23 protein-coding genes, 2 tRNA genes and 1 riboswitch are annotated in these 18,823 nt (G+C 38.7%); of the genes, 16 read left to right on the top strand and 9 right to left on the bottom strand.

The window, feature by feature from the left end; translation table 11 throughout:
* Positions 1-55 precede the first annotated feature (55 nt).
* The 9 genes from MSG95_RS12655 (at position 56) to panD (ending at position 5,935) form a co-directional block, all read left to right on the top strand.
* Positions 56-1,765 carry a tetratricopeptide repeat protein gene (locus MSG95_RS12655; RefSeq protein WP_324624700.1) on the top strand — a complete coding sequence of 570 codons (1,710 nt, stop codon included), beginning with the start codon at positions 56-58 and terminating at the stop codon, positions 1,763-1,765.
* Positions 1,766-1,769: 4 nt separating this feature from the next.
* Complete coding sequence (gene lolB, locus MSG95_RS12660; RefSeq protein WP_086496498.1) at positions 1,770-2,348, top strand: lipoprotein insertase outer membrane protein LolB; 579 nt, start codon at positions 1,770-1,772, stop codon at positions 2,346-2,348.
* Between the two features lie 18 nt (positions 2,349-2,366).
* A complete protein-coding gene (gene ispE, locus MSG95_RS12665) occupies positions 2,367-3,200 on the top strand; it encodes a 4-(cytidine 5'-diphospho)-2-C-methyl-D-erythritol kinase (protein ID WP_004703380.1) in 834 nt (277 codons plus the stop codon).
* Positions 3,199-3,273, top strand: a tRNA-Gln gene (locus tag MSG95_RS12670). Before ispE ends, MSG95_RS12670 begins: the two co-directional genes overlap by 2 nt.
* A 92-nt stretch (positions 3,274-3,365) precedes the next feature.
* A tRNA-Gln gene (locus MSG95_RS12675) sits at positions 3,366-3,440 on the top strand.
* Positions 3,441-3,476: 36 nt separating this feature from the next.
* Positions 3,477-4,427: a ribose-phosphate pyrophosphokinase gene (locus tag MSG95_RS12680; RefSeq protein WP_004703381.1), complete on the top strand. Its 951-nt coding sequence runs from the start codon at positions 3,477-3,479 to the stop codon at positions 4,425-4,427.
* A gap of 98 nt (positions 4,428-4,525) precedes the next feature.
* Positions 4,526-4,822, top strand: coding sequence for a 50S ribosomal protein L25 (rplY, locus tag MSG95_RS12685; protein ID WP_002050375.1), 297 nt, complete (start codon positions 4,526-4,528; stop codon positions 4,820-4,822).
* A 20-nt stretch (positions 4,823-4,842) separates the two neighbouring features.
* Positions 4,843-5,424 (top strand): aminoacyl-tRNA hydrolase, encoded by a 582-nt coding sequence (pth, locus tag MSG95_RS12690; RefSeq protein WP_002050315.1) that lies wholly within the window; start codon positions 4,843-4,845, stop codon positions 5,422-5,424.
* 130 nt (positions 5,425-5,554) lie between these two features.
* On the top strand, positions 5,555-5,935 hold the full coding sequence (panD, locus tag MSG95_RS12695; protein WP_004703382.1) for an aspartate 1-decarboxylase: 381 nt from the start codon (positions 5,555-5,557) through the stop codon (positions 5,933-5,935).
* A 51-nt stretch (positions 5,936-5,986) separates the two neighbouring features.
* Here panD and MSG95_RS12700 read toward each other — a convergent pair whose 3' ends face one another.
* Both MSG95_RS12700 and MSG95_RS12705 read right to left on the bottom strand, forming a co-directional pair.
* Positions 5,987-6,547 (bottom strand): GDYXXLXY domain-containing protein, encoded by a 561-nt coding sequence (locus MSG95_RS12700; RefSeq protein ID WP_174741650.1) that lies wholly within the window; start codon positions 6,545-6,547, stop codon positions 5,987-5,989.
* On the bottom strand, positions 6,547-8,328 hold the full coding sequence (locus MSG95_RS12705; protein WP_324624691.1) for a DUF2157 domain-containing protein: 1,782 nt from the start codon (positions 8,326-8,328) through the stop codon (positions 6,547-6,549). Before MSG95_RS12705 ends, MSG95_RS12700 begins: the two co-directional genes overlap by 1 nt.
* A gap of 176 nt (positions 8,329-8,504) precedes the next feature.
* Positions 8,505-8,655: riboswitch (FMN riboswitch) on the top strand.
* 90 nt (positions 8,656-8,745) lie between these two features.
* Here MSG95_RS12705 and ribB point away from each other — a divergent pair.
* Entirely contained in the window at positions 8,746-9,405 is a 660-nt protein-coding gene (gene ribB, locus MSG95_RS12710; protein WP_324624690.1) for a 3,4-dihydroxy-2-butanone-4-phosphate synthase, read from the top strand.
* A 58-nt stretch (positions 9,406-9,463) separates the two neighbouring features.
* Here the strand turns inward: ribB and MSG95_RS12715 are convergent, their stop codons facing one another.
* The gene (locus tag MSG95_RS12715; RefSeq protein ID WP_174744353.1) at positions 9,464-10,138 is read right to left on the bottom strand and encodes an HAD-IA family hydrolase; all 675 of its coding nucleotides are present in this window, start codon (positions 10,136-10,138) and stop codon (positions 9,464-9,466) included.
* Positions 10,139-10,235: 97 nt separating this feature from the next.
* On the opposite strand from MSG95_RS12715, the gene MSG95_RS12720 reads away from it, so the two are divergent.
* Positions 10,236-11,003, top strand: coding sequence for a hydroxymethylpyrimidine/phosphomethylpyrimidine kinase (locus tag MSG95_RS12720; RefSeq protein WP_324624689.1), 768 nt, complete (start codon positions 10,236-10,238; stop codon positions 11,001-11,003).
* Between the two features lie 45 nt (positions 11,004-11,048).
* Here MSG95_RS12720 and lysM read toward each other — a convergent pair whose 3' ends face one another.
* From lysM to MSG95_RS12750, 6 genes are all read right to left on the bottom strand, one after another.
* The gene (lysM, locus tag MSG95_RS12725; RefSeq protein ID WP_004703391.1) at positions 11,049-11,522 is read right to left on the bottom strand and encodes a peptidoglycan-binding protein LysM; all 474 of its coding nucleotides are present in this window, start codon (positions 11,520-11,522) and stop codon (positions 11,049-11,051) included.
* Between the two features lie 189 nt (positions 11,523-11,711).
* Positions 11,712-11,948 carry an acyl carrier protein gene (gene acpP / locus MSG95_RS12730; RefSeq protein WP_001279871.1) on the bottom strand — a complete coding sequence of 79 codons (237 nt, stop codon included), beginning with the start codon at positions 11,946-11,948 and terminating at the stop codon, positions 11,712-11,714.
* Positions 11,949-12,032: 84 nt separating this feature from the next.
* Positions 12,033-12,767: a 3-oxoacyl-ACP reductase FabG gene (gene fabG, locus MSG95_RS12735; RefSeq protein ID WP_000191300.1), complete on the bottom strand. Its 735-nt coding sequence runs from the start codon at positions 12,765-12,767 to the stop codon at positions 12,033-12,035.
* On the bottom strand, positions 12,764-13,750 hold the full coding sequence (fabD, locus tag MSG95_RS12740; protein ID WP_004703394.1) for an ACP S-malonyltransferase: 987 nt from the start codon (positions 13,748-13,750) through the stop codon (positions 12,764-12,766). Before fabD ends, fabG begins: the two co-directional genes overlap by 4 nt.
* Before the next feature lie 152 nt (positions 13,751-13,902).
* Entirely contained in the window at positions 13,903-14,088 is a 186-nt protein-coding gene (rpmF, locus tag MSG95_RS12745) for a 50S ribosomal protein L32 (RefSeq protein WP_000290730.1), read from the bottom strand.
* Between the two features lie 74 nt (positions 14,089-14,162).
* Positions 14,163-14,723, bottom strand: coding sequence for a YceD family protein (locus MSG95_RS12750; protein WP_004703397.1), 561 nt, complete (start codon positions 14,721-14,723; stop codon positions 14,163-14,165).
* A gap of 96 nt (positions 14,724-14,819) precedes the next feature.
* Between MSG95_RS12750 and MSG95_RS12755 the strand changes: the two genes are divergently transcribed.
* From MSG95_RS12755 to rluB, 5 genes are all read left to right on the top strand, one after another.
* Complete coding sequence (locus tag MSG95_RS12755; RefSeq protein ID WP_324624688.1) at positions 14,820-15,482, top strand: elongation factor P hydroxylase; 663 nt, start codon at positions 14,820-14,822, stop codon at positions 15,480-15,482.
* Positions 15,483-15,571: 89 nt separating this feature from the next.
* Entirely contained in the window at positions 15,572-16,189 is a 618-nt protein-coding gene (locus tag MSG95_RS12760; protein ID WP_019457039.1) for an L-threonylcarbamoyladenylate synthase, read from the top strand.
* 225 nt (positions 16,190-16,414) lie between these two features.
* A complete protein-coding gene (locus MSG95_RS12765) occupies positions 16,415-17,206 on the top strand; it encodes a segregation and condensation protein A (RefSeq protein WP_174723499.1) in 792 nt (263 codons plus the stop codon).
* On the top strand, positions 17,203-17,796 hold the full coding sequence (gene scpB / locus MSG95_RS12770) for an SMC-Scp complex subunit ScpB (RefSeq protein ID WP_004703403.1): 594 nt from the start codon (positions 17,203-17,205) through the stop codon (positions 17,794-17,796). Before MSG95_RS12765 ends, scpB begins: the two co-directional genes overlap by 4 nt.
* A gap of 41 nt (positions 17,797-17,837) precedes the next feature.
* Positions 17,838-18,761 (top strand): 23S rRNA pseudouridine(2605) synthase RluB, encoded by a 924-nt coding sequence (gene rluB, locus MSG95_RS12775; RefSeq protein ID WP_004703404.1) that lies wholly within the window; start codon positions 17,838-17,840, stop codon positions 18,759-18,761.
* Positions 18,762-18,823: the final 62 nt, after the last annotated feature.

Here is an 18,823-nt window from a genome sequence, read left to right on the forward strand (position 1 = left end):
GTGCAACATCGGTGTCATAAAAAGCATTACTTTGGATCAATAAAAATTGCGTCAAATGAATAGCCGTATTAATTTTAACGGTGCTTCGATAAGACAGTATTCTACCACATTCTTATTGTTAGGTAGCATGTCCTCATATGTCTATGCACGTCCGTTGCAAGAGACCTATGCAGTGCATTCATTTGATCAGGCTCTACAACAGAGTATGGTCGCAGAGTTTGCTTTAGCTTACGACGATATTCCTACAGCACTACACAACTACACTGTGCTTGCGATTAGAAGCAACTCAACAACAATTAAACAGCGTGCACTAGATGTCGCTCTTGAATATAACGATCTACAAGCCGCATTAAATGTTGCAACACATTGGGTGGTTCAAGAACCCAAAGATGTTCCTGCTTTATTTTATTTATCGCATATTGCATTAAAAACACATGAATACCAGCTTGCTGCCGAAACTTTAGATAAGATTTTAAAAATTGATCCAACTGCCGATCTTGAACAAATTCTGGCGAGTATTGCACCCGAAAATGCACAAGACCGAGATGTTTTATTAACGGCTTTACGTTCAAGTGCAGAAAAGGAAAATCCTTCTATTTTAGCGCTTATTGCTAATCTAGAAGCACAAAATGGTCAATTAGAACCTGCTCTAAATACCATTAACCGTGCGCTACGCCGTCGTCCAAAAGTAACCAGCTTTATCTTGATGAAAGCGAACCTATTGATTGCTCTAAATGATCAAGAAGGTGCTTTAAAATGGTATTCAAAATCAAGCCGTAAATATAAGAAAAATCTAGATATTCGCTTAGCTGAGGTCCGTTATCTCATTCAGATTAATCAGCCTCAACTTGCTCTTGAAAAATTAGAAAAAATTATTGAGAGTAATCCTCGGGCTGAAGAAGCATTATTTATTGCAGGTCTAACCAGTATTGACCTCAAGCAATATGATAAAGCTGAACAATATTTAGTTGATTTACGCAACTCTGCAAAATATCAAAACGAAGCATATTACTACTTAGCTATTAATGCTGAGCGAAAACAGCACTATGAAACTGCCAAAGCTTATTACCGTTTAGTTGATGGTAGCCTTTACATTGTTTCAAGACGAAATCTAATTGCGATCTATGATAAACAAGAAAATTTACATGATGCATTACGGTTTTTAACTCAAGAACGAGTTAATTATCCACAGCATGCAAGCTTTCTCTATCAGGCACAAGCCGAAATTTTAAAGAAAATGGGCAATAAAAAAGCTGCATTAAATTTATTAGATGAAGCAATCAAAAACTTACCGGATGATCCTGAACTCATCTATGCAGAAGTTTTATTATTAGACCCTTATACCGACCGCGATAAACTTGATAAAACACTTAAGCAATTATTGCAATTAGAACCAAATAGTCCGACCTATCTGAATGCCTATGCGTATACGCTGGCTTTGCAAAACCGTAGATTAAAAGAAGCACGACAATATGCTGAACAAGCATTGGAATATGCACCAGAACAAGCCTCGATTTTGGATACACTGGGCTATATCGCATTTTTACAAAATGATTATGAGGGCGCAGCGGAAGCTTTAGGCAAAGCTTACGAGCTTAGTCATAACATAAATATTGGGATTCGTTACGCTAAGGCACTGTATATGCAAGGATCATTAACTGAATTTAGTGCTGTGTTACAACAACTGAAACAAAAGCACGCGAATGATCCACAATTACACCAGCTTGATGCGTTAATTTTACCTACATCAGCAAAAAAGAGTTAAATATATGAGCAAATTTGCCCAACTGTGCACAGCGATCTGTGGATCAAGTGTATTATTTTTAACTGGTTGTCAGCATTTTACTCAGCCCAAACCCGCAATTTCCCACCAAGTGCAAGATGAAAAACATTTCAACTTACAAGGTAAAATTGGGGTGCGTACCCCACAGCAAAGTGGTAGTGCATTCTTCACATGGGTTCAGCAGCAAGATAATTTTGATATCGAATTAAGCGGTATTTTAGGTGTCGGAAAGACACAAATTCAGGGAAAACCGGGTGAGGTTACTTTAAACAGTGCTAAAACTGGCTTGATTACAGCCGCATCACCTGAAGAACTTTTAGAACGTGCTACTGGTTGGCAAGCACCAATTACCCATTTAACCAGTTGGATTTTAGCAAAGCCAGCAACTTTAAATGCCCAAATTAGCAAAGATAATGCAAATCGTGTGAGCCAACTCATCGAAGATGGCTGGACAGTCAATTTTAGTTATGATGGCGAACAAACTTTGCCAAATAAACTGGTTTTGAAGCAGGCACTTGCTGAAGATAAAGAAAACCGTATTACAATGGTCATCCAAAACCGTTAAATCTAATTATTTAAATCTATGATTCGAGTTCCTTCTCCAGCTAAGCTCAACCTGTTTTTACATATTACAGGACGTCGTGAAAATGGTTATCATGAACTGCAAACCATTTTCCAACTCATTGATTTATATGACTGGATGACTTTTTCTCTTATTGATAAAGATGAAATTCAGATTGAAGGTTTAGGAGAAGTTCAACTTGAACAAAATCTGATTTATAAAGCTGCTCAAATACTTAAACCGCATGCAAAAAAACTCTCTGGTCTGCACATCAAAATTGAGAAGAATATTCCAATGGGCGCAGGTTTAGGTGGAGGTTCCTCTAATGCAGCTACGACCCTCATTGTTTTAAATCAATTATGGCAATGTGGACTAAGTCAGGATGAACTTGCTGACTATGGCGTAAAGCTCGGTGCTGATGTTCCTATTTTTATTTATGGTAAAAATGCATGGGCTGAAGGCATAGGTGAACATCTATCATTCATAGACTTAGATCAAAAACAGTTCATTATTTTAAAACCTGATTGTTTTATCAGCACTCAATTGCTTTTTTCACAAAAAACATTGACAAGAGACTCTAAGACCACTAAATTTTGCGCCTATCAGTTAGAACCTTCTAATTTTGGAAATAACTTTGAGCCTTTGGCTAGAAAGTTATACCCTGAAGTTGAAGAAGCAATGCAATATCTTGATCAGTTTGGTCAAGCAAAGCTTACAGGTACAGGTGCTTGTGTTTTTACTGAAGTAACAAATGAAATGAATATTGATGACATTCTTAAGCATTCACCATGTAAAGCTTATGTGGTAAATAGTTTAAAAGAATCTCCTCTTAATCATTTTAAAGTTACAAGTTAGGGGCGTCGCCAAGTGGTAAGGCACCGGGTTTTGATCTCGGCATCCGTTGGTTCGAATCCAGCCGCCCCTGCCATTCTTCTTATTTTAAAGACAGACTTAATTGCCTTGCTTTTTGTTGATTATCCTTGACATTGCATTGCAAAAATATTAAAGTTCTGCCGCATTAGGGGCGTCGCCAAGTGGTAAGGCACCGGGTTTTGATCTCGGCATCCGTTGGTTCGAATCCAGCCGCCCCTGCCATCTACTTCATTACATACCAACCGCCAAGGGTGCTTCATGCCCAATCTTGTCGTTTTTAGTGGAAATGCTCATCCACAGTTCGCTCAAAAAGTCGTAAGTCACTTACATATCCCTCTAGGTGCTGCATCAGTCGGTCACTTTTCTGATGGAGAAATTTCAGTAGAAATTACTGAAAATGTTCGTGGTAAAGACGTATTTATCGTTCAGCCTACTTGTGCCCCTACCAATGATAACCTTATGGAAATCTTGGTTATGGCAGATGCTTTGCGTCGTGCAAGTGCTGGTCGTATTACCGCTGTTATCCCTTATTTTGGTTATGCTCGCCAAGACCGTCGTCCACGTTCTGCACGTGTGCCGATTACAGCTAAAGTTGTTGCAGACATGCTTACCACTGTTGGTATTGATCGTGTCGTAATGATTGACTTACATGCTGACCAAATCCAAGGTTTCTTCGATATTCCAGTCGACAACATCTATGGTACTCCTGCTTTGCTTGCTGACTTACGTCAACAACAGCATGATAACCTTATGGTGGTTTCTCCTGACGTTGGTGGTGTAGTACGTGCTCGTGCTGTTGCCAAACAGATGGGTGATATCGATTTAGCAATCATCGACAAACGTCGTCAAAAAGCCAATGAGTCGCAAGTTATGCACTTGATTGGTGACGTGAAAAATCGTGATTGCGTTATTGTAGATGACATGGTTGATACTGCTGGTACATTGTGTAAAGCAGCTGATGCGCTTAAACAATTTGGTGCACGTCGTGTTGTTGCTTATGCAACTCATCCTGTACTTTCAGGTAAAGCAATTGAGAACTTACGTAACTCAGTCATTGATGAGTTAGTTGTAACTGACACAATTCCTCTTTCTGAAGAAGCATTGAACTTAGGTAAAATTCGCCAAGTTTCTGTTGCTAGCATGGTTGCGGAAACGATTCGTCGTATTAATAACGAAGAATCTATCAGCGCGATGTTCGATAGTTTATAATATTGCAGCTTTTTCTTAACCCTGACTTTGGCTGGGGTTTTCTATCACTAAACTGGTCGCAAGTTTAGTTTATTTAATCTTTAATGAGGATTTATCTCATGGCAAACTTCGTATTCAACGCTCAAGCGCGTGCTGAAGACAAACAAGGGAAAGGTGCGAGCCGCCGCCTTCGTCGCGAATCTTTAGTTCCAGCTATCATCTACGGCGGTAACGCTGAGCCTGTAAGTGTAACTTTAGAACTTCGTGAGCTTGTAAAAGCTTTAGAAAGCAATGCTTTCTTTGAAGAAGTTGTAGAAATCAAAGTGGGCGACAAAGTTGAAAACGTTAAAATCCAAGCGTTACAACGTCACCCATCTAAAAACACTCCTATGCACGCTGACTTCAAACGCGCATAAGTGTTTAAAGGCGTAAATTAGTGTCAAATATTTCGCTAATTGTTGGTTTGGGCAATCCTGGTTCAGAATATGCCCAAACCCGCCATAATGCAGGTTTTTGGTTCGTTGAACAGCTTGCAGATAAATATGGCATTACATTAAAAAATGATCCAAAATTTCACGGAATCAGTGGTCGTGGTAATATAGAGGGGCATGATGTTCGCTTACTTCTACCAACGACGTATATGAACCGTTCCGGTCAAAGTGTTGTTCCTTTCTCAAAATTCTATCAAATTGCTCCTGAAGCAATTCTGATTGCTCATGATGAACTTGATATGAATCCTGGTGTAATTCGTCTTAAAACAGGCGGTGGGCACGGTGGTCATAACGGTTTACGTGATATTGTCCCACATATTGGTCCAAACTTTCATCGTTTACGAATTGGTATTGGACATCCAGGTTCAAAAGAAAGAGTTTCTGGGCATGTACTTGGAAAAGCGCCAAGCAGTGAACAAAGCTTAATGGACGGAGCAATTGATCATGCTCTCTCTAAAGTGAAGTTACTTGTTCAAGGACAGGTATCACAAGCTATGAACCAAATTAATGCGTATAAACCAGCTTAAATTGTTGAACAATCAAGCTTGCTATCTTGCTTTTTTAGGAGCAAAATGCGCATCAGCCACCTTGCCAGAACGGCAAAGGCAAAAGATTTCACTATAAGATCTTCTTAGGTCTACTCAGGAGACGCTAGCCATGCTATCTCGTTTATTAAAATGCAAAATTCACCGTGCAGTTGTAACCCATGCTGAACTTCACTATGAAGGTTCTTGTGCAATTGATGGCGTATTGATGGATTTAGCTGGTATTCGTGAATACGAAGAAATCCACGTTTGGAACGTAACTAATGGCAAGCGCTTCACAACTTACGCGATCCGTGGTGAAGACAACTCTGGCATTATTTCAGTAAACGGTGGTGCTGCTCACCAAGCAGATGTTGGTGATTTAGTTATTATTGCTACGTTTGGTGACTTCACAGAAGCTGAAGCAAATGCTCACAAACCACGTTTGGTCTATGCAAATCCAAATAATACAGTCAACCACACAGCGAACTGCATTCCTGTACAAGTTGCCTAATTAAAAATTAAAAAAACAAGAAAGCCCGTAATACGGGCTTTTTTATAGTGTCTATAAACTCTTAACCGCACCCTTCCACCAACTTTGCTGCTGCTTACAATTTAAAGATTGTAGCTCTTCTCCTCGTAAATCAAACAGAATCGCCTCACCCTTTATATTTACCTTAAATTCAGCGTATTTTGCTTTTTCATAGCAATGAGCTAGACCTTCGGCAAATAAGAAGCTTCTAGAAGCTGGGTACAAAGCCTGCAAACGATTTTCAGGATTTTTTAAAATTAAGCTTTGCCCAGCAGATGAATTATTAGTGTCTAAAATTGTACGAATTACTCGATTTTGTGAATCTAAAATAACTTTTGCTGGAATATTGGCATGATTAAAAATCACTTGATCTAAAGCATCACCTTCGCTTCCTGATGGTGATTTAAGAGATTGTAAATTTAATTCATACGCCAGCGCCATGTAGTCGCCTTGTAAAATAGAGCGAGGGTCAACTGGCTTAAGCTTAATAAAAATACTTTTACTCTGATGCAGGTGCCATTCATTTTTTACAACTAATCCTGCAAAGAATAATATGGTAACGAATGCAAGAATAAGAGAGAAATACTTTTTCATTAATTTTCTCCCTCAACAAAATTGTTCTTAGCTTCTTGTAGGAGCAACCTATATAAAGCCAACAATATAATTCCTGACACCAAGATTGATGCACTTTTAGCTAGAAAACTTAATTGCAAACTGTAATAAAGTTGCCAAAGTACAGTAGTGAACACAAGAAGCGTAATACCGTAAACAATGCGATCTTTATTTTTTAAAGCCCATGTCAAAATTACAAATAGAATGAATACATCAAAATAGCCGAGTGCAATAAGTACTATGCCAAAAATTAAAAAAGCAAAAAAAGTTATACTGTGAAGTTGTCTATAGAGATAAAAAAAACTAAAGCACAATAACCATAGACTTGGTAAGACATAGAAAAACCATAATGACTGATCAGCCGAATCAAGCAATGCTAACCCTATAAAATTATCAAAGAATGAGTTCACCAAAATCACAGCAAGTACGCATAAAAAGATACTCCGCTCATACGATACAATTGCTTTATTCCCTATCAGCAGTACTAAGCTAAAGATGAAATAGTTAAGTAAAGTTAAATTAAAATAAGTTTGAACAGAGTTTACTGACCATATTGAATGGTCTAGTTGCAATAGATAGAAAAATGCTATTCCATAAGTTGCGAGCATTTGAATTAAAATAAAGAACCAATGAGGCTTACGAAAATAACTAATACATAGAATAAAAATCTGGGCAATCAACACCCATAAAATTTGATTTGTTTCAGATCCAAGATGGAATAAAAAAGCAGTTTGGCCACTAATAAATAAACAATATGCAAATTGCCGAATGAAATAATTTTGAGATTTTGTTAGTAAAGTTATAGCTATAGCAACAAAGATGATGCCAATAATTAAAGAAATAGTCTGCCAAAATACGAGTGTAAATGCTGCAAGTGCTAAACCAGCAAGCCAAGCACCAATTGCTAAAGGAATGACATAAAAACGGCTTTGGCGAAAAATTCTTATTAAGAAATAACTAATAAGTGCAAACCAAATAAAAATAATGCCAGCAATCAGTAGAAAAATGAACTCATTAGAATCTTTAAATAAATGATTAATCCCATCTACAAGCCATATGGTTGCAGTCACACCAAGAACAGCAGCCATTAAACTGGCACATAATTGATCATTTTTTTGGAAGAAATAATAAAAAGCGATTATTCCTGAAAGGAAAGCCGAGATCAGATAAGGAATGTTTGCATTCGATAAGTATTGAATCATTCCAATGATTGAAATGACCGCAAACCAAGCGATAAAAACAAAACGTAATGCACGATACTTCTTTATACATATCCAAAACTGGATAAGGCTTAATAAATTTAGAGTGAATAGATATAAATAAGGAAATTTTTCTGCCCAAAAAGTCTGTCGAAAAAATAAAAAAAGTGTAAGTTGGCTGGTAATGCAAACTAAAGTAAAAATACCAATATTAGGTCGATATAACCAAGGTAATAAAAGCAAAGTCCAAATCAAGAACAATAAATAACTGTCTGCACCTGTTTGATAAACTTGTCCTATTACAGCCAAACTCAAACCGACCATCAAACCACAAATACCATGTAAGGTCTGCCGAACTCCCTCGCTTAAGGTATCTGTTACGCTCACCCAAGCGGTGACAAGTAATATAACAGGTGGAATGCTGAGTTGAATGCTATCAGGAAGCATCAACCAGTTAGCAGCAATCAAATACAGAATACTTACCGCCATAAATAGATAACTAAAAATATGGAGATGCTGAATAAATAAAGTATTCCTAAAGGGATAATAATCTCTAATCTGCATGAAAAACCTGTTTTATTTATAATTTTCTATAAAAAACATAGCATTCACTTTTAAAACCAACAAGTAAGCTCTTGTTAAAAAACCTATTTCGATTTCTAAAAATACTTATTCATAATGAGACTTAGCATTCTACAAAAGCATCTAGCCAATTTCGCCAAGCGCGCTATAATAAAACCCATCGCTTCAGGGCGGGGTGTAATTCCCCACCGGTGGTAAAGTTAATTTTCATATATAAATTAACAAGCCCACGAGCTTAAATTGTGTAATTTGAGCAGATTTGGTGAAACTCCAAAGCCGACGGTATAGTCCGGATGAAAGAAGACGACGAACTGGGATAAATCCGTTTTATTTCAGTGCCAGCCTGTTTTTACATCAGTCCTGAAATGTTCAACCGTATTTTTACGAGAGCGTTTCATTATGTCTAGCTTAATTCAACCAGAAATTTTTTTCTCAGCCCTCTCTCCTGCTGAACAACGCATTCAACAAGCATTAGAAGATATCCGTCAAGGCAAACCTGTCTTGGTTATGGATGACTTTGACCGTGAAAATGAAGCAGATTTAATTGTTGCAGCTGAAACTCTAACTGTTGAGACCATGGCACGTATGATTCGTGATGGCTCAGGTATTGTATGTTTATGTCTGACAGAAGAATTAGCCGACCATCTTGAACTCCCTCCAATGGTTTCTCAAAACTCAAGTCAGTTTCATACTGCATTTACAGTGACCATTGAAGCTGCTCAAGGCGTTACAACTGGTGTTTCTGCTAAAGACCGTGTAACAACGATTAAAACTGCTATTAAAGATGGTGCTGTTGCAAGTGACTTAAATCGTCCTGGTCACGTTTTCCCATTACGTGCACGTAATGGTGGCGTACTTACTCGACGTGGTCATACTGAGGGGACTATTGATCTAGCCAGATTAGCTGGTCTCAAACCCGCTGGTGTGTTATGTGAATTGACTAATCCAGATGGCACGATGGCATCAGGCATTCAAGTTTTAGCATATGCACAAACTCATCACTTAACCGTGATTACGATTGAAGAACTTGTTCAATACAGTCAACAACACGGTATTTAAATAAAAAAGGTTTGGCTTTAGATCAAAGCCAAACCTATAAATTAAAACTTATTTATATTTAAGAAACTTTCTTTTGTGCTGCCAGTTCTTCAACATAGTCCAAAAGTTCAGAGAACTGATTAATCATCGCTTTTGGCTGTGCTTGAGCAAGTTCCTCTGCTGTTCCATAGCCATAAGTCACAGCTACCGCCTCAATACCATTGTGACGAGCACCTAAAATATCATATTGGCGATCACCCACCATTAAGCATTCTTCTGGGTTTAATTGCTCATGCTCAAGAATATAATGAATGAGTTCAGCTTTATTGGTGCGCTCACCTGTCAATTCACTGCCATAAATATGTACAAAATATTGGCTTAATTCAAAATGATCTAAAATTCTTTTCGCATAAATCGTTGGTTTAGCAGTGGCAACAAATAAACGATACCCCTCCTCTTTTAACGCTTTAAGTGTCTGTACTACAGATGGATATACTTCATTTTCAAACAAACCAATGACCGAGAAACGCTCACGATAAGCCAATAAAGCTTGTTCAGCTAAATCATCATCTTGAGTAGCCAATAATTTTGCAAGTGATGGTTTTAAAGGCGGGCCAATGGTCCAATCAATATTTAAATCGGCAGCCAATGGATAGCCTAGTTTTTCCATTGCATAGCGAATTGAAGTATGGATACCAACTTTAGGGTCTGTTAAGGTTCCATCCAAATCAATCAAAATATGTTTTATAGCCATTCAATCATTAACCCAGTAAAGTATTTAGTTCAATTGGTCGAGAGTTTAATCAAACTCTCTTATACTAACGTAAATTTAAATTGAAAAGGAAATAACCGTGCGTCCAACCGTACTTTGTTTCTCGGGTTTAGACCCTTCAGGTGGTGCAGGTTTACAAGCCGATATCGAAGCAATTGGACAAAGTGGTGCCCATGCAGCAATTGCATGTACTGCCCTCACCATTCAAAACTCACAACAAGTATTTGGCTTTGAAGCAACCTCAAAAGAACTATTACTAGCTCAAGCAAATGCCGTGGTAGATGACTTACCCATTAAATGTGTTAAGTCAGGTATGCTTGGCACCACAGATAATATTGCTGCACTTGCTGAATTTTTACGTGTTCATCCTGACTCTCAATATGTACTTGACCCTGTTTTAGTTGCAAACAGTGGTGGTTCTTTAGGAGACCAAGCAACTTTAGTTAAAGCATTTGTTGAGCTTATCCCACTAGCGACGCTTATTACGCCAAATACAGTCGAATTACGAGCACTAACAGGTATTGATGACTTAGAACAAGCGACAGAAAAGCTATTTCAAATGGGCGCTAAAGCTGTATTAGTTAAAGGCGGTCATGAAGATACCCCTGACTTCATTAAAAATAGTTTATATATTGATGGTGAACTTGCAGCGAGTAGTAGTTGCCCTCGCCTTGAAGGTGAATATCACGGCTCAGGTTGTTCATTAGCAAGCTTTATTGCAGGTCGTTTAGCTTTGGGTGATTCTTTAAAAATTGCAGTTCAACATGCAGAAACATGGCTATTTGGTGTTTTAAAAAATGCTGAAACGCCTGTACCTAATGGACAAAAGATTCCAAAACGATTTTAACAACCAAATAAAAAGGCGCTTTAAGCGCCTTTTTATTTATTCCAATTACTGAGGAATACGTAAAACTTGTCCAGGGAAAATCTCATCTGGATCTTTTAGCATTGGTTTGTTTGCTTCAAAGATTTTTTGATATTGGTTGGCATCACCATAAAATTCTTTCGCAATTTTTGAAAGATTATCACCTGATTTTATCGTATAAAATTTACTTTCTGGCTCAGGAGTAGCAACCGTCATTTGATCATCTACTTGCGCAACGTGGTCTACGTTACCAACAATAAGAATAATTTTTTCTTTGTCTGCTTGGCTTTGTACTTGACCATGAAGCGTCGCAGTATCAGTTGAACCATTATATGTTACAGATAGACCTTCCACCCCTAAGCCTAAACTTTTAATTAATCCTAATAATTTATTTGCCACTTCTTGTGCAGAAGGTTCTGCTGGTGTTGCTGGAGCTGGTTGTGGTTCTGCTGGTGCGGTATTTTTCTTACCAATACCTTTTACAAAATCAAAAAGACCCATCTTTTAGTCCTCATATTATTGTTTATAGTAAAGTCATTAAACTGACCTTTATTGTTATACTTGAAAAAAGAGACACCTCTGCTATCAATTGAGGTTGATCTTGTAAAAATATGTATCCCTATCAATGATTTTGATTAAATAAAAAAAGCCACCTTACGGTGGCCTTCTTTTTAATCAGCAATATGCGAATTAACCAAGTTTTTTAGTTACATAGTCAATTGCAGATTGAACTGTAGTGATTTCGTTAGAATCTTCATCAGGGATAGTGATGTCGAAGTCATTTTCGAAAGACATAACAAGTTCAACTAAATCTAAAGAGTCAGCACCCAAGTCATCCATGAAAGATGCTTCGTTTTTAATCTCTTCAGCTTTAAGACCAAGTTGTTCTGCAACTGCTTGTTTAACGCGTTGTTCGATATCGCTCACAGGAATTCTCCTCATTGCTTGTGGCGTTTGATTTGCCACTAGTTTAATTGAATATAAAAATTTTTAAAAGTTTATACATCGGCGTTAGGCCATGTATAAACCACCATTTACATGTAATACCGTACCGGTAATGTAACCTGCTTTATCACTTGCAAGGAAACTCACCGCATTTGCGATATCTTGTGGCTCGCCTAAACGATTTAAAGCCACTTGATCACTCATTTTTTTGCGAATGTCTTCACTAAGTGCATCTGTCATTTCTGTTGCAATAAAACCTGGTGCCACACTGTTTACAGTGATTTGGCGGCTACCCATCTCTTTTGCAAGGCTACGGCTGAATGCTTCAATACCTGCTTTAGCAGCAGAGTAGTTTGCTTGGCCTGGGTTTGCAAAATGAGCAACAACAGAACTGATATTAATAATTCGACCAAAACGTGCTTTCGTCATGCCCTTAAGTACGCGTTTAGATAAACGATAAACGGCTTTAAGGTGGATATTGAGAATGTCATCCCAATCATCTTCAGACATACGAAGCAACAAATTGTCTTTCGTAATACCTGCATTGTTAACCAGAACAAGTACAGGACCATAATTCTGTTCAATATGAGACACGACTGCTTCAATCTCATCGAGATTACGCACGTCTAGCGCCAAACCTGCACCTTGTTCACCAAAGCTATCTGTTAGCTTTTGTGCACCAGATTCAGAAGTCGCAGTACCTACGACAAAATAACCGTCTTGAATAAGTTGCTGGGCAATTGCAGCGCCAATGCCCCGACTCGCGCCCGTTACTAATGCAACTTTGCGTTCTTGTGTCATGCAATTTTTCCTTCTGCCACTAAAACAGCATTTAGGGCATCTTCCATTTTGCTCTTACTATCAATAGAAAAAGCTTTTTCGATATTTGGTAAACGCTTTGCGAGATTACTCAATACTGTACCAGGACCACATTCAACAATGTACTGAATACCTTGGTCTTGAAGAGACTGCATGGTACGTGTCCATTGCACAGACTCGTACAATTGTGCTGTTAATGCCTGACGTAATTGAGCAACATCGGTAGCAATTCCCGCGTTGACATTTTGTATTACAGGAATGGTAGGTAGCTCAATGGCAGTTTGTTCCAAAGCTTCTGCAAATTTTTCTGCAGCAGGCTTCATCAATGAACAATGCGAAGGTACAGAAACTGGTAAAGCAATTGCTTTAGCAGATTGTTCTTTTGCTAATGCCATCACTTGCTGGACAGATGCAGTACTGCCCGCAATTACAACCTGACCTTGTGAATTATAATTTGCAGCTTCAACTGAACCTTGACCTGATGCAGTTACACTCTGGCATAGTTCAACTACTTTATCATCGGCCAAACCAAGAATTGCAGCCATCGCACCTTCCCCTTGAGGAACAGCACTTTGCATGAGTTTTCCACGCAAATTAACTAATTTAACTGCATCTGCCAAACTCATTGAACCCGCTGCAACTAAAGCGCTGTATTCACCTAAAGAGTGACCAGCAAGGTATTTAGGCGCTAAACCACCCAAATCTAACCAAAGACGCCATAAAGCGATGCTAGCAGTTAATAATACAGGTTGGGTGTTTTGTGTTTGGTCTAAACCTTCACCACTTTGCGCAATGTGCCAAAGATCAAATCCTAGCGCGTCTGAAGCTTCAGCAAAAGTTTGCCCAACTCCACTAAACTGTTCTGCGAGTTCAGCGAGCATACCAACTTTTTGTGAACCTTGACCCGGAAACACAAATGCAGTTTTTGTGGCTAAAGCTACTTGTTCAAGACGTTTAGCAGACATAAGAAATCCTTTTTGGGTTTTCACTCATTTCTCTGGAGCGGAAATTTAACATTTAATTTGTATATTTATAATTGCGAAAAACAACAAAAAAAGGGAGCTTTCGCTCCCATTTTTTCTATACTTAAGCATCACGCTTAATGCATATCATGCAATTATTCAGCATCAGCTGCTTTAGCGAATAATTGGCGACCACGGTAGAAACCGTCTTTAGTCACGTGGTGACGACGATGAGTTTCACCAGTTGCTTGGTCTACTGTTAATGCATTCTCGGTTAAAGCGTCATGTGAACGGCGCATGTCACGGCGAGAGCGACTTTTACGGTTTTGCTGAACGGCCATGATGGCTCCTTACAAAGATCGAAAAAATGGATCAGAACAAATTCAGTTGTCTTATCTCATAATCATAACACAAATTATGAGTTAAGTTTACCCTTCAAACCTGCCAAAACATCAAACGGGTTATCCCGTTTCTCTTCGACAACGTTCTGAATGGTAGGTTGATGTTTATGTTCACAAGCATCATGCTTGGGAGATAAAGGCATCAACAATAACAGTTCATCTTCTAGTAATGCGAGCAAGTTGATCGAAGCAGGTGTATCAAAATCACCTTTTGTCGAAGACTCACTTTCACCTAAAACGATGAAATCAGCATCCTCATCCAAGCGCTCTATCAGTGACTCATCATCTACAAGTGCAATATGAAAGTCAGAAACAATTGGCATTTCAACAGGTTCCAAACAACGTTGGCACTCCATTGGAACTTTTGTTTCCATATGACCATCTAACCACACAATGCGATGATAGGCATCCATTGATAGCTTACAGTCTATGTTGATCAATTGGTTATCAATTGATCCAACAGCTTCACGAGCAATACGAGTAAGACGAGACAATGGCAGTTGACCTGACCATGTAAAGCCTTGCTCAGCCCATTTAAACGGCTCAATCTGTGCCGGAAAGGTATTTGCTGACATAATTAAGGCGGCAATTCTACAAATTCATCGGTACTCTGTCAAAGATTAAGATACAATTTTGTACTTCTTTAGACAGAACTCGGGGTAAATTAAGCAATGCACCTGTTGCAGCCGCAACCTGAAGTTAACACTTCATTACTCGTTTGCACCCATTCAACTCACCAAAACACTCTTTTACCTGACATGGTGCAACTCTCACCATGGCCAAGCTCAAAATTAGAGTCTGAGCAAGTTGATTGGCTTATTTTACACTTTAATCACTGGTTTTCCCACCATAATGTGACATTAGTTCGTGGAGAATTTGAACCAGAATATTTCCCAGCAAACGAACATGAGCCAGCCAAAATTCAATTTGCCCATGGTTTTTTCAATAGTGCTTTGCATGAAATTAGCCATTGGACAATTGCAGGTGCAAAAAGACGTCTGTTGCCTGATTTAGGGTATTGGTACGCCCCAGATGGTCGAACTAAAGAACAGCAAGATTTATTTGAACAGGTGGAAATTAAGCCGCAAGCGATTGAATGGTTATTTTCCCATTCTTTTGGCAGAAAATTTAGAGTCTCGCTCGACAACCTGACAGGTGATGGCGGAGATGGCAAAAAGTTTAAAGATAATGTTTATACACAAGTACAACGCTATTTTTCTGGAGAAGCTAGATTACCTGTTGATGCAGCGCGATTCATTGAATGTATTTGCCAATGTACGCGAGCAGGTGCAGCGTTACAATCTAGTGAATTTAAACGTGAACTCCTTGATTAAATGACAAAAAAACTACGTAAGTTACTTGCTTCCCAAGTTTGAAAAGTCTAATACTATTTTTAATACTGGCGTGATGGAGTCTCTAAAATATGCTGCATTTACATGTACATCCTGAAAATCCACAGCAACGCCTCATTGACCAAGCGGTTGAGCGTATTCGTGCAGGCGATGTTGTGGTCTACCCTACCGATGCTGCTTATGCAATCGGATGCCAGATTGGTAATAAAAATGCGATGGAACGTATTGCTCAGATTCGTGATTTAGGTCCTAAGCATCAATATGCAATTATGTGCTGTGATTTATCAGATATCGCAACTTATGCAAAAGTTGATAATGCGACTTATAGATTATTAAAGGCAAATACACCTGCTGTTACGACTTTTATTTTACCCGCAACCAGTGAAGTTCCACGCAGGTTAATGCATCCTAAAAAGAAAACGATTGGTTTACGTATTCCAAGTAACCCAATTTGTCAGGCTTTATTAAAAGAACTTGGTGAACCTTTACTGACAAGTACACTAATTTTACCAGGACACGAAGACCCTCTTGATGATCCTTACGATATTGAAAATCAGTTAGCTAAACGGATTGATGTATTTATTGATGGTGGGTTCGGAACTTTGACAACCACCAGTATTGTTGATTTATCGGGTGAACATCCAGAAGTTATCCGTCATGGTGCAGGAAACGTAAGTGCTTTCGAATAAGCACTTATTCTCCTTTTTACCAACAGTTAAAAAAAAAGTATTATCAAGAAAAAAAATACTCTTTATTTAGTTTGGATTTTTTTTACACTTTAGTCGTTAAGCAATTTATTAAAAGTCACAATTCCTTTAGAATGTTTTGCACTATCTGCTGTTCTTCTGCTACAGCTCTTATTGACTTGAAAACAAGTCTCATGCTTTTGAAAATTCGCGTGGCTTATAATCGTAATGAACCAATCACTTCATCAATCCATGGAAGACGTTCCACACATCCGTGTTTTAGATGAGTGGCACGACACGATTCCTGAAGATCTTTATATTCCTCCGGCTGCCTTTGAGATTTTACTCGAACAGTTTGAAGGACCACTCGACTTTTTAATTTATCTGATTCAGAAAAACGGTTTTGATTTAGTTCAGCTCGATATCGCCCCTATTGCCACTCAATATTTAGCTTATATGGATAGCATGAAATCCCTAAATATTGAGTTGACTGCCGACTATATGGTGATGGCGGCTTTATTGGCCGATTTGAAATCTCGCTTACTTTTACCTAAGCCAACTGTTATTAGTATTGAAAAAGATCCTAAGCAAGATCTTATTGATCGACTTGAGACTTATTTACGTATTAAGCAAGCTGCTGAGCGTTTAGGGCAAATGCCGGTTCTTGACCGTGATACATTTAGTGCCAATGTAAGCTTAGGACATATTGCGCCTGTTTATGAAGGTTATGATGTTTCAGCATTACACGATGCTTTGTTTTGCGTATTTAACCGTCCAGAACCTGTAACGCACACAATTGCACAAGAGCCTGTACTGCTAGAAGAACGTATTGCTTATATTGAAGAGAAATTAGAGTCAGGCGATGTGTTAAGTTTTAAAGAATTACTGAATCCCCAACAAGGCCGTATGGGCATGGTTGTAACTTTTATGGCTGTGTTAGAGTTAACCCGACAACAAAAGATTAAAATTATTGCGACAGGTGTTGAAGCTCCATTGGCTATTCAAGGGACTGCGGCATGAGTTTTGAACAAAATAATACCGATTTGTCATTAGCTGACATTCATCACGAAGTTTTATTGCAACTTGAAGCGATTATTTTTGCCAGTGAAGCACCTGTTTCGATTGCTCGTTTAAAAGAAGCTTTTAATAATCAATATAACAAACAACAGCTTCGTCAGCTTTTACAACAACTTGCCCTCTTACAACATGGCCGCTCAATTGAGTTGATAGAAACTGCGCAAGGCTTTCGTTTTCAGGTAAGATCCAAATATCGCAATATTATTGCGCAGATTTGGCCAGAGCGACCAACTAAACTGTCGCCATCTTTACTAGAAACGTTGGCTGTCATTGCGTATCATCAACCAGTCACGCGTGCTGATATTGAACAAATTCGTGGTGTATCTAATAATAGTCAGATTCTCAGAACGCTATTTGACTGGAACTGGATTAAAGAAGCCGGTTTTAGAGATTTACCCGGAAGACCTGCGTTGCTAATTACAACGCCTCAATTTCTGAATGCTTTTGGTCTAGCCTCTTTAGGCCAATTGCCTCCCCTACAGAACGCCAAGGAAGCATTTATGGCTCTCGATGCAAATGCACCGAAATCATAAAGAGGTGGACTGTTGATCATTATGTCTAAGGTTGTGCTGTCATGAGTGAAAAATTGCAAAAAGTATTAGCGCGAATCGGATTAGGTTCCCGTCGATATATGGAAGAGGTTATTGCCGCAGGACGCGTGAGTGTAAACGGCAGCGTTGCCCAAGTGGGTGAACGCATTGAACCAGGCGATGAATTACGCATTGATGGTCGTAAAGTTCAGTTTCAAATCGAAGACGAAATTCGTCGTCGTGTACTGATTTATTATAAACCTGAGGGTGAAATTTGTTCACGTAATGATCCTGAAAAACGTCCAACCGTATTTGATCATTTACCACAAATTGCAAATGATCGTTGGGTAATGGTAGGTCGTCTGGATATTAACAGTACAGGTTTATTATTATTTACAAATGATGGTGAACTTGCTAACCGCTTAATGCACCCATCCAATGAAATTGAACGTGAATACGCTGTACGTGTAATGGGTGAAGTAACACCAAAACTACGTCAAAACATGGTGAATGGTGTAGAGCTTGAAGATGGCCCAGCTAAGTTCGAATCTTTCTCTGAAATTGGTGGTGAAGGTATTAACCGCTGGTATCAAGTTGTGGTGAAAGAAGGTCGTAACCGTGAAGTACGCCGTATTTTTGAATCACAAGGCCTTAAAGTAAGTCGTTTATTACGTACTCGCTACGGTACTGTGATTTTACCACGTGAATTACGTACTGGTCGTTGGATGGAACTCGACAAAACTGATATCGACAACTTAGCAAAATCTGTTGAGTTAAAACCGCGTCAAGGTACAGGCTTATTTGGTATGGCGAAACGTCGTACTGACCGTATGACTGAAAAGCCAATGGCAGCGCGTCGTGGTGGCTATTTACGTCAACAACGTCGTGATGATGAAAAAGAAGCACCAGCAAACACTGGTAATCAGCGTAAATCGACTGGTCTTAATCGTGGATTTAAAAAGTTCTAAGATCAACTTTTAAATCAAAAACCGCTCAAATTAGAGCGGTTTTTTTATAGTTTGTTGTCGAA

The organism is Acinetobacter sp. IK23, assembly GCF_035615275.1.
Taxonomy (GTDB): domain Bacteria; phylum Pseudomonadota; class Gammaproteobacteria; order Pseudomonadales; family Moraxellaceae; genus Acinetobacter; species Acinetobacter seifertii.

Excerpts from the sequence above, each read along its gene's own strand:
- MSG95_RS12655 (WP_324624700.1), top strand. The coding sequence starts at position 56 with ATGAATAGCCGTATTAATTTTAACGGTGCTTCGATAAGACAGTATTCT.
- lolB (WP_086496498.1), top strand. The coding sequence starts at position 1,770 with ATGAGCAAATTTGCCCAACTGTGCACAGCGATCTGTGGATCAAGTGTA.
- ispE (WP_004703380.1), top strand. The coding sequence starts at position 2,367 with ATGATTCGAGTTCCTTCTCCAGCTAAGCTCAACCTGTTTTTACATATT.
- MSG95_RS12680 (WP_004703381.1), top strand. The coding sequence starts at position 3,477 with ATGCCCAATCTTGTCGTTTTTAGTGGAAATGCTCATCCACAGTTCGCT.
- rplY (WP_002050375.1), top strand. The coding sequence starts at position 4,526 with ATGGCAAACTTCGTATTCAACGCTCAAGCGCGTGCTGAAGACAAACAA.
- panD (WP_004703382.1), top strand. The coding sequence starts at position 5,555 with ATGCTATCTCGTTTATTAAAATGCAAAATTCACCGTGCAGTTGTAACC.
- MSG95_RS12700 (WP_174741650.1), bottom strand. The coding sequence starts at position 6,547 with ATGAAAAAGTATTTCTCTCTTATTCTTGCATTCGTTACCATATTATTC.
- MSG95_RS12705 (WP_324624691.1), bottom strand. The coding sequence starts at position 8,328 with ATGCAGATTAGAGATTATTATCCCTTTAGGAATACTTTATTTATTCAG.
- ribB (WP_324624690.1), top strand. The coding sequence starts at position 8,746 with ATGTCTAGCTTAATTCAACCAGAAATTTTTTTCTCAGCCCTCTCTCCT.
- MSG95_RS12715 (WP_174744353.1), bottom strand. The coding sequence starts at position 10,138 with ATGGCTATAAAACATATTTTGATTGATTTGGATGGAACCTTAACAGAC.
- lysM (WP_004703391.1), bottom strand. The coding sequence starts at position 11,522 with ATGGGTCTTTTTGATTTTGTAAAAGGTATTGGTAAGAAAAATACCGCA.
- fabG (WP_000191300.1), bottom strand. The coding sequence starts at position 12,767 with ATGACACAAGAACGCAAAGTTGCATTAGTAACGGGCGCGAGTCGGGGC.
- fabD (WP_004703394.1), bottom strand. The coding sequence starts at position 13,750 with ATGTCTGCTAAACGTCTTGAACAAGTAGCTTTAGCCACAAAAACTGCA.
- rpmF (WP_000290730.1), bottom strand. The coding sequence starts at position 14,088 with ATGGCCGTTCAGCAAAACCGTAAAAGTCGCTCTCGCCGTGACATGCGC.
- MSG95_RS12750 (WP_004703397.1), bottom strand. The coding sequence starts at position 14,723 with ATGTCAGCAAATACCTTTCCGGCACAGATTGAGCCGTTTAAATGGGCT.
- MSG95_RS12755 (WP_324624688.1), top strand. The coding sequence starts at position 14,820 with ATGCACCTGTTGCAGCCGCAACCTGAAGTTAACACTTCATTACTCGTT.
- MSG95_RS12760 (WP_019457039.1), top strand. The coding sequence starts at position 15,572 with ATGCTGCATTTACATGTACATCCTGAAAATCCACAGCAACGCCTCATT.
- MSG95_RS12765 (WP_174723499.1), top strand. The coding sequence starts at position 16,415 with ATGAACCAATCACTTCATCAATCCATGGAAGACGTTCCACACATCCGT.
- scpB (WP_004703403.1), top strand. The coding sequence starts at position 17,203 with ATGAGTTTTGAACAAAATAATACCGATTTGTCATTAGCTGACATTCAT.
- rluB (WP_004703404.1), top strand. The coding sequence starts at position 17,838 with ATGAGTGAAAAATTGCAAAAAGTATTAGCGCGAATCGGATTAGGTTCC.